General features: G+C 67.4%; 13 protein-coding genes. 6 read left to right on the top strand and 7 right to left on the bottom strand.

Annotated elements, in window-relative coordinates; all coding sequences use genetic code 11:
* Positions 1–83: 83 nt before the first annotated feature.
* From ACQ859_RS26225 to ACQ859_RS26205, 5 genes are all read right to left on the bottom strand, one after another.
* Complete coding sequence (locus tag ACQ859_RS26225) at positions 84–575, bottom strand: Csu type fimbrial protein (RefSeq protein WP_431263424.1); 492 nt, start codon at positions 573–575, stop codon at positions 84–86.
* A 335-nt stretch (positions 576–910) separates the two neighbouring features.
* Entirely contained in the window at positions 911–1,831 is a 921-nt protein-coding gene (gene rocF / locus ACQ859_RS26220) for an arginase (RefSeq protein ID WP_431263423.1), read from the bottom strand.
* Positions 1,832–1,874: 43 nt separating this feature from the next.
* The gene (locus ACQ859_RS26215; protein WP_431263422.1) at positions 1,875–2,813 is read right to left on the bottom strand and encodes an LOG family protein; all 939 of its coding nucleotides are present in this window, start codon (positions 2,811–2,813) and stop codon (positions 1,875–1,877) included.
* Positions 2,814–2,933: 120 nt separating this feature from the next.
* A complete protein-coding gene (locus tag ACQ859_RS26210; protein ID WP_431263421.1) occupies positions 2,934–3,683 on the bottom strand; it encodes a HesA/MoeB/ThiF family protein in 750 nt (249 codons plus the stop codon).
* 3 nt (positions 3,684–3,686) lie between these two features.
* Positions 3,687–4,847 carry a trypsin-like peptidase domain-containing protein gene (locus ACQ859_RS26205; RefSeq protein ID WP_431263420.1) on the bottom strand — a complete coding sequence of 387 codons (1,161 nt, stop codon included), beginning with the start codon at positions 4,845–4,847 and terminating at the stop codon, positions 3,687–3,689.
* A 13-nt stretch (positions 4,848–4,860) separates the two neighbouring features.
* Here ACQ859_RS26205 and ACQ859_RS26200 point away from each other — a divergent pair, with 13 nt between their 5' ends.
* From ACQ859_RS26200 to ACQ859_RS26190, 3 genes are all read left to right on the top strand, one after another.
* Complete coding sequence (locus tag ACQ859_RS26200) at positions 4,861–5,613, top strand: Nif3-like dinuclear metal center hexameric protein (RefSeq protein ID WP_431263419.1); 753 nt, start codon at positions 4,861–4,863, stop codon at positions 5,611–5,613.
* Positions 5,610–6,638 carry a 4-hydroxythreonine-4-phosphate dehydrogenase PdxA gene (pdxA, locus tag ACQ859_RS26195; protein WP_431263418.1) on the top strand — a complete coding sequence of 343 codons (1,029 nt, stop codon included), beginning with the start codon at positions 5,610–5,612 and terminating at the stop codon, positions 6,636–6,638. The genes ACQ859_RS26200 and pdxA overlap by 4 nt, the downstream gene beginning before the upstream one ends.
* A gap of 115 nt (positions 6,639–6,753) precedes the next feature.
* The gene (locus tag ACQ859_RS26190) at positions 6,754–7,410 is read left to right on the top strand and encodes an energy transducer TonB (protein ID WP_431263417.1); all 657 of its coding nucleotides are present in this window, start codon (positions 6,754–6,756) and stop codon (positions 7,408–7,410) included.
* A gap of 31 nt (positions 7,411–7,441) precedes the next feature.
* Here ACQ859_RS26190 and ACQ859_RS26185 read toward each other — a convergent pair whose 3' ends face one another.
* Both ACQ859_RS26185 and mscL read right to left on the bottom strand, forming a co-directional pair.
* Positions 7,442–9,856 (bottom strand): DUF1631 family protein, encoded by a 2,415-nt coding sequence (locus ACQ859_RS26185; protein WP_431263416.1) that lies wholly within the window; start codon positions 9,854–9,856, stop codon positions 7,442–7,444.
* A 117-nt stretch (positions 9,857–9,973) separates the two neighbouring features.
* On the bottom strand, positions 9,974–10,417 hold the full coding sequence (mscL, locus tag ACQ859_RS26180) for a large conductance mechanosensitive channel protein MscL (RefSeq protein ID WP_431263415.1): 444 nt from the start codon (positions 10,415–10,417) through the stop codon (positions 9,974–9,976).
* A gap of 221 nt (positions 10,418–10,638) precedes the next feature.
* On the opposite strand from mscL, the gene petA reads away from it, so the two are divergent.
* Genes petA through ACQ859_RS26165 form a run of 3 tightly spaced genes read left to right on the top strand, consistent with a single transcriptional unit; the run spans position 10,639 to position 13,477 of the window.
* A complete protein-coding gene (gene petA, locus ACQ859_RS26175; RefSeq protein WP_088403232.1) occupies positions 10,639–11,235 on the top strand; it encodes a ubiquinol-cytochrome c reductase iron-sulfur subunit in 597 nt (198 codons plus the stop codon).
* A 32-nt stretch (positions 11,236–11,267) separates the two neighbouring features.
* A complete protein-coding gene (locus ACQ859_RS26170; RefSeq protein WP_431263414.1) occupies positions 11,268–12,668 on the top strand; it encodes a cytochrome b in 1,401 nt (466 codons plus the stop codon).
* Positions 12,669–12,694: 26 nt separating this feature from the next.
* Positions 12,695–13,477, top strand: a complete 783-nt coding sequence (locus tag ACQ859_RS26165) for a cytochrome c1 (protein ID WP_431260974.1) — start codon at positions 12,695–12,697, stop codon at positions 13,475–13,477.

The following is a 13,477-nucleotide window of genomic DNA, read 5'->3' as shown; positions in this document are numbered from 1 at the left end:
GGGCCAGCAAGGACAGTCAGGGGCAGACGTGAAAAAGCCGGGACAGGCCCGGCTTCGTTGGGAGTTCGGCGCGGGGCCGGGGCTCAGTAGGTGATGGTCAGCGTGACCGTGTCGGCGTAGTTGCCGGGCACGATGCCGTTCAGCGACGGCAGTCGACCGTAGACGGTCAGTTGCTGCTGGCTGCCGGTGCCGGTGCCGGTGTACACGCCGCTGCTGTTGCCGTCGCCCCAGACCTGGGTGCGGCCGGCGTCGAGGTAGAGCTGATACGGCAGGTTGTTGTTGCCGCTCTTCATCACGCGCGATCCGAAGGCCGAGGCGTTACCCGCGTTGGCGCCGGCGCTCAGCGCGACGCTGTAGGGCGTCGTCTTCGTGCAGGTGACATTGAGCGCGGTCGACGCATCCACCGGACCGGGCGTCTGCAACGGATCGATCGAGCCGCCGAAGGTCAGCGTGCTGCCGGTGACGTTGCAGGCGACGAGGATCGTCGCACCGACCTGGAAGGTGCCCGAGCCGGTCGAGGGCGTGGCCGCGTGACTGGAAGCGATGGTGCCAACGATGGCCGCGGCGATGGCCACTGTTCGCGAGAGAACTGAAGACAACTGACGTGACAACATGGTTGGGGTTCTATTCATGCATCGCAGGCGTCGGCGGGCTGCTATGACTTCGGTGCGATGCCTCCGATGTCGGGCCTCTGTGCCGTCCCTGGGTATCAATTGGACACGATTTTGTCAGTTTCGCTCCGTGAGCCACTTCACGGATCGTGGACATCGGCCTAGAGAGTACCCTCGAATCGGGAGGAGTCCTCCCCATTCTGATTGGTATCGCAACCATCGCTGTCGGGTAGTGATCCAGCGACGCGTGTGTGACGGAAGTCTCACCCCGCGCGTCCCCAGTCGACGTCACCGGCGCGTCACTTGCGCATCAGCGTCGACTTGCCGAACAGCGATTCCACCAGATCCACCGCCACCAGCGCCGTCTTGTTGCGGACGTCGAGCGCCGGATTCAGTTCCATGATGTCCAGCGAGCCCAGCCGCCCGGTGTCCGCGATCATCTCCATGCACAGCTGGGCTTCCCGGTAGGTCGGACCGCCGGGAATCGTGGTGCCGACGCCGGGTGCGACGTCCGGATCGAGGAAGTCGACGTCGAAGCTCACATGCAGGTGGGTGTTGGCGTCCATCGTCGCCAGCGCCAGCTCCATCGTGTGGCGCATGCCCATCTCGTCGATGTAGCGCATGTCGAAGACCTCGAGGCCGACCTCGTGCACGAAGCGCTTCTCGCCTTCGTCGACGCTGCGGATGCCGATCTGGCGGATCCACTTCGGATCGATCGCCGGGACCTTGCCGCCGATGCCGATCAGTTCCTGCGGGCCGTAACCGCACAGGCATGCGACCGGCATGCCGTGGATGTTGCCGCTGGGCGTGAGCTTGCTGGTGTTGAAGTCGGCATGCGCATCCAGCCACAGCACGCGCAGCTTCTTGCCGGTGTCGCGGCAGTGGTGGGCCACCGCGGCGATCGATCCCAATCCCAGGCAGTGGTCGCCACCGAGCAGCACGGACATGCGCCCGTCGTTGAGTTCCGCATAGACCGCGTCGTGCACCGCCTGGTTCCACGCCGTGACCTCGTCGAGGTGGCGGTAGCCCTCCGTCGGCGGCTGCCAGGGATTGGACGGTCCGACCAGGTTGCCGCAGTCCTTGACCTCGACCCCGTGCGCCCGCAGCGCCTCGGCGAGGCCCGCCACCCGCAGGGCCTCCGGTCCCATGCTGGCGCCCCGGGCGCCGGCCCCCACGTCGGTGGGGGCGCCGATCAGGCTCACGTGTCGTGCTGCGGTCATGGTCGAACCTCTCTTGCTTGCTGGAAGGCCCCGCAGGGCCGGGTCAGGTGCCGTCGGCCGGGACCGTGCCGGTCCCGTTGTGGCCGTTCGTGCCGTTCGTGCCGTTGGTGGCGCCGCCGATGTCGTATTCCTTCTTCAGCAGGGCCCAGGCCTCGTCGGCGGTTTCAACGTAATGGAAGAGCTGCTCGTCACCGGGGCTGATCATGCCGGTGTCGATCAGCAGCTCGAAGTCGATCAGGCGCGACCAGAAGTCGCGTCCGAACAGCAGGATCGGACGCCGCCGGCACTTGCCGGTCTGGATCAGTGTCAGCGTCTCGAAGAGCTCGTCCAGCGTCCCGTAGCCGCCCGGGAACGCCGCCAGCGCCACCGACCGCATCAGGAAGTGCATCTTGCGCAGCCCGAAGTAGTGGAAGCGGAAGCAGAGCTCCGGGGTGATGTACTGGTTCGGGCGCTGCTCATGCGGCAGCACGATGTTCAGGCCGATGCTGCGGCCGCCGGCCTCATGCGCGCCGCGGTTGCCCGCTTCCATGATGCCGGGACCGCCGCCGGTCACGACGTACAGCGGATGCGCGAAGTCCTTGGTCGTCTCGGTGACGAGCCGCGCGAACTTGCGTGCTTCCTCGTAGTAGCCGCTCATGACGAGGCGACGCTCGGCGCGCTGCACGGCCGCTTCGTCCTTGGCGGCGCGGGCGGCGTCGACGGCTGCCTGGGCCGCTTCGCGATCGGCGATGCGCGCGCTGCCGAAGATCACCACCGTCGACTGGATGTTCAGCTCCTGCTGGATCAGCTCGGGCTTCAGCAGTTCGAGTTGCATGCGCACCGGACGCAGCTCGGGGCGGACCAGGAAGTCCGTGTCGGTGAACGCGAGCTGGTAGGCCGCGGGCGGATTGGCGTCGAACGCCGCGTCGAAGGACGCTTGCTGGGCGGCTTCTTCCTGCGCGGAGGGGAAGTTGCGGGCGGTGAGTTTGTCGCTTCTGGTCATGATCCGTTGGCCCGAGAGATTACGGGCGTTGCCACTTAATTTCTGTTCGTTCGCCTGGGCCGGACGCGGCCCAGGGCGTTGGTTTGTTGCGCTCGTCCGCCGTCGTTGGCGGCGTCGGTATCAGCGGGTGCCGCAGCACGGGCAGCGCGGGTCGCGGGCGACCTTGAGGTCGGTCCATTCCATGCGGCGCGCGTCCAGCATCAGCAACCGGCCGGGGAGTGTCGAGCCCATGCCCGTCAGCAGCTTCAAGGCTTCGGCCGCCTGCATGCTGCCGATGATGCCGACCAGCGGCGCGAACACGCCCATGACGGCGCAGCGCTGCTCCTCGGGCGGCTGATCGGCGGGGAACAGGCAGGCGTAGCAGGGGAAGACGCGATCGCGGCTGTCGTAGACGCTCAGTTGCGCATCGAAGCCGAGCGCCGCGCCCGAGACCAGCGGCTTGCCGTGTTTCACGCAGGCGGCGTTGACCAGGTGGCGCGTCGGGAAGTTGTCGGTGCAGTCGAGCACGACGTCGGCCAGCGGCACGAGTTCGTCGAGCAGTGCCTCGTCGGCGCGTTCGGTGATGGCCCGGACACGCGGTTCCGGATTGATCGCCGCGATGCCGGCAGCTGCCGATTCGGCCTTGGGCTGGTCCACCCGCGCGAGGCTGTGCGCGATCTGGCGCTGGAGATTCGTCACGTCGACGCGGTCGTGATCGACCAGCGTGAGGCGACCCACCCCTGCCGTGCCCAGGAACAGCGCCGCGGGCGAGCCGAGTCCACCCGCGCCGATCACCAGCGCGTGCGCGTCCAGCAGGCGCTGCTGGCCTTCGACGCCGATGTCGTCGAGCAGGATGTGGCGCGAATAGCGCAGCAGCTGATCGTCATCCATGGCTCATTCCGGCACGGCGTCATCGGTCGTCTGCGGTTGCCGCAGGCCGACCTGCAGCGGCAGCCTCAGCGATTCCTTGCCGCGTTGCACCGAGATCAGCGTCTGGCTCTCCGGCTTCAGCGCCGCGACGACGTTGACGAGCTCGCGCGGCGAGCGCACCGGCTGGCCCGCGACTTCGGTGACGACGTCGCCGGCCTCCAGACCGGCCTTCGCCGCCGGGCTGGCCTTGAACACTTCCTTGACCAGCACGCCATGGTCGACCGACAGCTTCAGCGTGTCCACGACCTCGGCGTTGATGTCGCCGGTGATCACCCCCAGCCATCCGCGCGAGACCTTGCCGTCCTTCACCAGCGCTTCCAGCACCTGGTACGCCGAGTCCACGGGGATCGCGAAGCCGATGCCCAGGCTGCCGCCGCCGGTGCGCGAGTAGATCGCCGTGTTGATGCCGACGAGCCGGCCCTGCACGTCGACGAGCGCGCCGCCGGAGTTGCCGGGATTGATCGCGGCGTCGGTCTGGATGAAGTTCTCGAAGGTGCTCAGGCCGAGCTGGGTGCGGCCCAGCGCGCTGATGATGCCGGAGGTCACCGTCTGGCCGACGTTGAACGGATTGCCGATGGCCAGTACCACGTCGCCGACCTGCAGCTCGCCGGCCTTGCCGGGGTGGATCACCGGCAGCGGCGGCGGCAGCGTGATGCGCAGGACGGCGAGGTCGGTTTCCGGATCGGTGCCGACCAGGCGCGCCGGCGTGTCCCGGCCGTCGGCGAGTTGCACGCGGATCTCGGTCGCACCGGCGACGACATGGTTGTTGGTCAGCACGTAGCCTTCGGGCGAGACGATCACGCCGGAGCCCAGGCCGGTCTGCGGCCGCTGCTGCTGCGGGCGCTTGCCGAAGTGGAACCGCAGCCAGGGATCGGCATCGATCTCGCGCTGGCTGGGCGCCGGCTTGTTGGCCAGCACGGCGACGACCGCCGGGGACGCCGCCTGGGCCGCCGCCGCGAAGCTGAACTGCACCGAGGCGCGCGGCGGGGCGCCGGCGGCGGCGGGCAGCGTGGGCACGACCTTGGGGGCCTCGTGCAGCCATTCGGGCTTGAGCGTCGATACGACGAAGTAGCCGGCCAGCGCCACCGTGGTGGCCTGGGAGAAAATCAGCCAGGTTTGACGCAAGAGAGATCCTGTCATGGCACATCGCACGGAGCTGGAGCGGCTGCTCGCCGCCACGCTGGAGCCCACGCGCTTCAAGGATTATGGGCCGAACGGTCTTCAGGTCGAGGGCCGCGACCAGATCCGGCAACTGGTGTGCGGGGTCACCGCCAGCCTCGCGCTGATCGAGGCTGCCGTCGAGGCCGGCGCCGATGCGATCCTGGTCCACCACGGGCTGTTCTGGCGCGGCCAGGACGGTCGTGTCACCGGCTGGATGAAGCAGCGCCTGTCCCGGCTGCTGACGAACGAGATCAACCTGTTCGCCTACCACCTGCCGCTGGACGCGCACCCGGAACTCGGCAACAACGCGCAACTCGCGAAACATCTGGGCTGGGCCGCCGAGGCCCGCTTCGGCGACCAGGACCTGGGTTGCATCGGCGCGCTGCCGCCTGCCTTCGAGTCGCTGCAGACGCTGGGCGCACACGTCGAGCAGCGGCTCGGCCGCGCGACGATCCAGGCGGCCGGCGACGGCCGCCCGCTCAAGCGGGTCGCCTGGTGCACCGGAGGCGCGCAGGGCTACTTCGAGGCGGCGATCGCCGCGGGTGCGGACGTGTTCATCACCGGCGAGATCTCCGAACCGCAGGCCCATTACGCCGCCGAGACCGGCGTCGCCTTCATCGCCGCCGGCCACCATGCGACCGAGCGCTACGGCGTGCAGGCCGTGGGCCGGCAGGTCGCCGACCAGCTGGGCCTGCAGTGCCGCTTCATCGACATCCCGAATCCCGCATGAACACCGTCATCGAGAGTTCCCGCCCCGTGCTGCTGACGATGGGCGATCCCTGCGGCATCGGCCCCGAGATCGCCGTCGCGGCCTGGTCGCGGGACCGGGGGGCGGATCTCCGCCTGGTCGGCGACACCGGGGTATTTCGACGCGCGCTGGGTCTGATGGGCCTGGATCTGCCAGTGGCGGTGCTCGATCGCGCGGACGATCCTGCGCCGCCCGATTGCCTGCCTGTCTGGCAGCCGACGGGATTGCCGGGCGACCTGCTCGCCCAACCGCTGGGTCAGGTGAGCGCCGCGGCCGGCGCCGCCGCGGCGCGCTGCATCGTCGCCGCCACGCAGGAGCAACTCGCGGGCCGATCGCGGGCGCTGGTGACCGCGCCGATCCACAAGGAAGCCCTGCATGCCGGAGGCATCGACCATCCGGGTCACACCGAGCTGCTGCAGGCCTTGTGCGCCGACGCGGACGGCCGTCTGCCGCCGGTGCGGATGATGCTGGCCAACGACGAACTCCGGGTCGTGCTGGTGACCATCCACGTGGCGCTGCGCCAGGCGGTCGACCAGATCACCACCGGTCGCGTGCTGCAGACGATCCGCATCGCCGAGGCCGCGCTGCGCCGCGCGGGGATCGCCGCCCCGCGGATCGCGGTGGCGGGCCTGAATCCGCACGCGGGCGAAGGCGGCCTGTTCGGCAGCGAAGAGATCGAGCACATCGCACCGGCGATCGCGCAGGCCCGCAGTTTGGGAATAGACGCAAGCGGCCCCTTCGCACCGGACACGGTGTTCATGCGGGCGCGCCATACGCCGCCCAAGCGTCCCGGAGAGTTCGACGTGGTCGTCGCCATGACGCACGACCAGGGGCTGATCCCGGTGAAGTACCTGGGCGTGGAGGAGGGGGTCAACGTGACGCTGGGGCTGCCATTGGTGCGGACGAGTCCCGATCACGGCACCGCCTTCGACATCGCCGGAAGCGGGCGTGCGGATCCGTCGAGCATGTCGGCGGCGATCCGCATGGCGAGGGCGATGTCGGCCTGAACCGTCGATCCTGAGGGGCCGCCGGACATCCCCCTCATGGGGAGCGAGCGCGGTGGATTCCGCGCGGGGCGTTGTTGATAATCCTCGGCACTACATCAATGCAGGGGAGTTCGAGATGGAAGCAGGACGAATGATGCGGCCGGGTCGCCTGGCGCTGCTGGCACTGGCTGCCGCGCTGCAGTTCGGTGTCTTCGGCGGGGCGTCGGCGCAGGAGGTGCAGCAGCCCTTGAACGTCTGGTTCGACGTGCTGTTCGATGAGAACGGTCAGGCCAAGGAAGTCGTGCCGATCGACGAGGCCTCGCAGTCGCCGGCCTTCTGGCAGCAGATGACCGCCCGGCTGCAGAAGGCCAAGATCCCGCCCCGGCAGGACGAGGGCAGGAACGCCAGCTTCCGTACCGGCGTGCGCCTGTACCTGAACGTCGACCCGGTGAAGTCGACCGTCGCCATCCGTTCGATGCAGATGGTGCCGATCCCCACGAAGATCGCCTACGCGTCCTATCCCAAGGACGCCGCGTCGAATGCCGGCTGGGAAGGCGAGATCAAGATGATCTGCCGGGTCGGCACCGGGGGCACTTGCGTGCAGTCCAGCGTCGAGATGCCGGCGGGCATGCCGGAATCGTTGCGCCGCTACGGGCGCGCGTCGATGGAGCAGTGGCGCTTCAAGCCGCAGGAAGTGAACGGCAAGCCGGTCGAGGGCGAGTATGTCGAGCTGATGCGGCTGAAGACCGAGGACAACATGCCGGTCGACTTCCGGGAGCCACGCAAGCTCTGAGGGAGGACGCCGGCGCCGGCGTCGCGTTGCGTCAGTGCTTCGCGCCGAGCGCGGCCAGTTGCTGTCGGGCGCGCGCCGTTGCGCGCTCCAGCAGATGAGCGTGTTCGTATGCGCGCAGCCGGCCGCCCTCGCACAGCTTGTGCAGCATGCGCGAGGTCATGGTCAGCGTCTCCTGGTGCTTCGTCCCGTGGGTGAAGATGAAGAAGCTGCGCGTGGCGCTGATGTGGGCCAGTCTCACCTTGATCCAGTCGCCGTCGCGGTGCATCCGGTACGCGGTGCCGATCTGGAGATGGTCGAGCAGCAGTTCGCCCGAGGGTGGCGAGGGCGCCTCCTCCGCGGCGGGCAGGCCGTCGATGCTGATGTCCACCGCCTGCAGCGGCACATGTTCGTCGGCGCCCAGGTCGAGATCGATGTCGACATGGCCGTCCCAGTCGACATGCTCGTCCGCCATCAGGCCGAGCCGCTGGGCTTCGTCATCGGACAGCTTCTCGCTCAGGTCCAGATCCAGCGGCGCGTTGCCCGCGGCGGGCAGGTCCTGCTCGCGCGGCGGCGCCATGCCGAAGACGGATTCCAGCTGCTTGGCGAGCAGGTTGTATTCGAGCGGGCTGAGGGCCTGGCCCTTCAACGACTCGGCATGCGCCGGCAGCAGCTCGGCGAAGAACTTCTTGCGGTCGGCCTCCGGCCAGCGGATCAGGTCCAGGCCTTCGTTGAGCGTGCGCATCAGCACCGGCAGCGAGGCCAGGAAACCCTGGCGCTGCTGAGGCGTCGTCTTCGGCTGGACCGACAGCACCAGGTCGCGGCCCATGTTGCGCAGCCGTTCGACCAGCGCCGCGTCCAGGTCCGGATGACGCGAGGCATGCACCAGGACCTCGCTCCAGGTCTGGGTCAGGAAGTCGCGCAGGAAGTCCCGCATGTCCACGCTGGACATGGCCTGCTGCAACTGCTGCATGTAGCGGCGCTGCAGGCGGAGCTCGGTCTCCTTGCGCTCCAGCAGCGCCGCGGTGTCACCCTGCGACTTCAGCGTCTGGGCGGTCTGGTCCTGGATGAACTGTTCGAGCTGGCCGAGCTTGGACTCGTACAGCTCCATCCGGTCGAAGTCGCCGCTGACGACGTCCTGGATCAGGTCCCGCACCAGGGCGAGGTAGGACTTGCCCGGCTCGTCGGTGAAGTCGTCGTACGCCGCGGCCAGCGTCGCGATGCGATTGACCAGGCGCCGCACCGGGTGCCGGCGCGAGGAGAAGAAGGAGCGGTCGCCCAGCGCCGCGCGCAGCACCGGGAGCTGCAGCCGCGCGATCTGCTGCGCCATCAGCGGCGGCAGCTTCGCATCGGACAGGATCTGGTCGAACAGGCCGGCGACCACGTCGATCACCATGTGATCGAGCGAGCCGCTGGCCGCCTGCCGCAGTTCGTCGCGGTGCAGGTGGATCAGGTTGGGCGGCAGGACGACAGGCCCGCCTTCGACATAGCTGGCGGGATCGCCGTCCCAGCCTTGCCACTGGCTGTTCACGGGCAATGCGCCGCCGCCCGTCGAGGGCATGCCGAGCGCGGGGCTCATCGCCAGCCGGCGCATCAGGTCCATCAACTGCGGATCCACCGACCAGCCCATGCCGCCGCCTGCCTGGCCGCCGCCGGTCGACGCATAGCCATCCGCGCTGCCGCCGTGGAATCCGCCGGACATGCTGTGCAGGCCGGCGGCGCGGCTGCCGTGGACGGCCGGATGAAGGGCGCCGGGCAGCGTGGCGTAGCGGCTGTCATGCAGCGGCACGCCGGACGTCGTGCCACCGTGCAAGGCCTGACCCCGCGTGGCGCCCGCGACCGCCCGGACGCGCAGATCCTGCGGACGCAGGCCGCGGCTGCGGAACAGGCCGGCGACGTCGGCGTAGCAGGCGCGCATCTCCAGCGCCAGCGCCCGGGTGAGTTCGTCGGTCAGGACCTGGCGCGTGTCCGGATCGTCGGTGACCGCGTTGACGGCCTCGATCAACGCCTGGGCGATGGCCTGCGGGCGCAGCGGGTGACGGTCTTCGTCCACGCCGGGGATGTCGCCCATGTAGGAATTGACCTCGCGCAGCTCCCACTCGCTCTGGTGCCCCAGTGCCAGCCCGATGCGGTCCGTCGCGACCAGCGTGTTGACCTGGTCGTCGTCCATCAGGGACAGCTCGTCCCACTGCGTCGCCTTGGGCGCGGCACGCGCATTGCCGGACGAGGAGGCGCCAGTGCCCGGCGCCTCGGCCGCCTGCTGGCGCATGGACTGGTCGAAGCGCTGCGAGAACAGCGCCTGGTGCTTGCGGAAAATGAATTGCGCGGACAGCAGGGAATCCCGCCGCTTGGCCTGTCCAGAGGACAGGGCGGCGAGACCCAGACCTTCAGCGCCGCGTTCCGCGGCTTGTTCCGCCGCGAGGCGCACGCGCTGAAGCGCCGCGTCGACGTGGGGGTTCAGACGGTTCATCAAGGCATCAGGCACATTGTGGTGACCGCACCACACGCCAAGTATCGGCGATGGCCATCCCTCGTCCGAGTGGGACTCACCCGGCTTGTGCGCAAAAGGTGAGCTTTGAGCGCAGATTTACGCTTTGTCACGCCTCAGCGCATCGCGGATCTCGCGCAACAGCTGGATGTCTTCCGGCGTCGGGGCGGGTTCCGCCGGGGCGGCCGGGGTGTCGCGCTTCAGGCGGTTCACCTGCTTCACCATGATGAAGATGATGAAGGCCAGGATGATGAAGTTCAGCAGCACCGTCAGGAAGTTGCCGTACGCGAAGAGCGGCACGCCGGCCTTGGTCAGGGCCTCATAGGTCATCGGGCCGGCGTAGTTGGCCGGCGGGTCCGACAGCATGATGAAGTAGCTGCTGAAGTCCAGGCCCCCGACCGCCTTGCCGACGATCGGCATGATCAGGTCCTTGACCACCGAGTCGACGATCTTGCCGAAGGCGGCGCCGATGATCACGCCCACGGCGAGGTCCATCACGTTGCCCTTGACGGCGAACTCACGGAATTCGGTCAAAAAACCCATCGCTTGCTCCTTGTGCTCCACGTGTGCGAAGGCGCCAACTACCAAGCGCTTTCCCGGGGGCGTGCTCCGCCTCCGGGCAAGCATCCTAACGGCGTTTGCACCACGACAAATGTCAACGTGGTGCACCGATGCACATCGGTAGAGCGCCTAGGGGCGCGCCGGAAGTTTCTTACCTAGAATCTTTGGTTGCCCCTGATCAGAAGTTCCCTGTAAGGACCCTCATGAGTGACCCACAAGTGGACCAAGGCAAGCGCACCTGGCTGATCGCCACCGGTTGCGCGGGAGCAGTAGGCGGCGTGGCCACCGCCGTCCCGTTCGTCAGTACCTTTGCTCCGAGCGAGCGCGCCAAGGCGGCCGGTGCCGCCGTCGAGGTGGACATCGGCAACCTCGCCCCCGGTCAGAAGCTGACCGTCGAATGGCGTGGCAAGCCGGTCTGGATCGTGCGCCGGACCAAGGAGCAGCTCGATGCGCTCAAAGGCAACGATCCGGAACTCGCCGACCCGCAGTCCGATCGCAAGGCCTTCCCGATCCCTGAGTACGCCAAGAACGAATGGCGTTCGCTCAAGCCGGAGTACCTGGTCGTCGTGGGCATCTGCAGCCACCTCGGCTGCTCGCCCAGCGACAAGTTCCAGTCCGGTCCGCAGCCCTCGCTGCCGGACAACTGGCATGGCGGCTTCCTGTGCCCCTGCCACGGCTCGACCTTCGACATGGCCGGCCGCGTCTTCAAGAACAAGCCCGCGCCCGACAACCTCGAGGTGCCGCCTTACGCGTTCCTGTCCGACACCCGGCTGTTGATCGGTGAAGACAAGAAGGCCTAACTCCCCAGGAACAGGACCGAGGCAGACAACACATGGCTGAATTCAAGGAAGCACCCGCCGGAGCCCCCTTGGGCGTCAAGCTGATGACCTGGGTGGACAACCGGTTCCCCGCGTCCAAGCTCTACAAGGAGCACATGTCGGAGTACTACGCTCCGAAGAACTTCAACTGGTGGTACATCTTCGGCTCGCTGGCGCTGCTGGTGCTGGTGATCCAGATCGTCACCGGGATCTTCCTGGTGATGCACTACAAGCCGGACTCGACGCTCGCGTTCGCGTCGGTCGAGTACATCATGCGGGACGTCCCCTGGGGATGGCTGATCCGCTACATGCACTCGACGGGCGCGTCGGCGTTCTTCGTCGTCGTCTACCTGCACATGTTCCGCGGGCTGCTGTACGGCTCGTACCGCAAGCCGCGCGAACTGGTCTGGATCTTCGGCTGCGCGATCTTCCTGTGCCTGATGGCCGAGGCCTTCATGGGCTATCTGCTGCCGTGGGGCCAGATGTCGTACTGGGGCGCGCAGGTGATCGTGAACCTGTTCGCCGCGGTGCCGTTCGTCGGCAACGACCTGGCGCTGCTGATCCGCGGCGACTACGTGGTTGGGGACGCGACGCTGAACCGCTTCTTCAGCTTCCACGTGATCGCGGTGCCGCTGGTGCTGCTGGGCCTGGTCGTCGCGCACATCATCGCGCTGCACGAAGTGGGGTCGAACAACCCGGACGGCGTGGAGATCAAGGCGAAGAAGGGACCGGACGGCCATCCGCTGGACGGCATCCCGTTCCACCCGTACTACACGGTGCACGACATCTTCGGCGTCGGCCTGTTCCTGATGGCCTTCTCGGCGGTGATCTTCTTCGCGCCGGAGCTGGGCGGCTACTTCCTGGAGTACAACAACTTCATCCCGGCCGACCCGCTGAAGACGCCGCCGCACATCGCGCCGGTCTGGTACTTCACGCCGTTCTACTCGATGCTGCGCGCCACGACCGACGTGATGGTCCAGGTGCTGTGCGGCGTGATCGCGCTGTCGGCGGTCATCACGCTGTTGCGCGGTGGACTGTCGACGCTGGGCAAGGGGATCGTGGTCGTCGGCGCGGTGGTCGGCATCGCACTGCTGCTGACCTTCGACGCGAAGTTCTGGGGTGTCGTCGTCATGGGCGGCGCGGTCATCATCCTGTTCTTCCTGCCCTGGCTGGACCACAGCCCGGTCAAGTCGATCCGCTACCGGCCCGACTGGCACAAGTATCTCTACGGCATCTTCGTGCTGCTCTTCCTCGTGCTGGGTTACCTGGGCGTCAAGCCGCCGTCGGATGCGGGAACGATCGTGTCGCAGATCGGCACGCTGTACTACTTCGGCTTCTTCCTGCTGATGCCGTGGTGGAGCCGGGCCGGCACCTTCAAGCCGGTGCCCGATCGTGTCACGTTTCACCCGCACTGAACCGCCAACGTCACGGAGTCGAACGAATGAAGAAAATCATCGCCACGCTGCTGACGTCGCTGTGCCTGGGCGCGGGTCTGACGTCGACGGCGCTCGCGTCTGAGGGCGGCATCGAGTGGGATCGTTTCCCGACGTCGAAGATGAACGATCTGGCCGCCTTGCAGCACGGCGCCAAGATCTTCGTCAACTACTGCCTCAACTGCCACAGCGCGAGCTTCATGCGCTACAACCGGCTGAAGGACATCGGCCTGACCGACGAGCAGATCAAGGGCAATCTGCTGTTCGCCGGGGAGAAGGTCGGCGAGACGATGAAGGTCTCGCTGGACCCGAAACAGGCCAAGGAATGGTTCGGCGCGCTGCCGCCGGACCTCACCGTGATCGCCCGTTCGCGGGCCGACGGCGCCAAGGGAACAGGGGCGGATTACCTCTATACCTACCTCAGAAAATACTACCGGGACGAAACCAAGGCCACGGGATGGAATAATCTCGCTTTCCCCAGCGTGGCCATGCCGCATGTGCTGTGGGAGCTCCAGGGCGTCCGCACCGCCAGGTTCGAAGAGGAAAAGGACCCGCATGACCCGAGCAAGGTCACGCATGTCTTCAAGGACTTCGTACAGGTGACGCCCGGGACGATGACGCCGCAGCAGTACGACGAGTCCGTTGCCGACCTGGTCGCCTATCTCCAATGGATGGGCGAGCCGGCGCAGGGGGCCCGTTTCCGGCTCGGCATCGTCGTGGTGCTGTTCCTGCTGGGGTTCACCGTGTTCGCCTGGCGCTTGAATGCCTCCTTCTGGAAGGACATCAAGTAA

Origin of the sequence: Roseateles chitinivorans (assembly GCF_050632235.1) — a bacterium.
GTDB classification, from domain to species: domain Bacteria; phylum Pseudomonadota; class Gammaproteobacteria; order Burkholderiales; family Burkholderiaceae_C; genus Roseateles; species Roseateles chitinivorans_A.
This window is presented reverse-complemented; position numbering and strand designations above follow the sequence as displayed.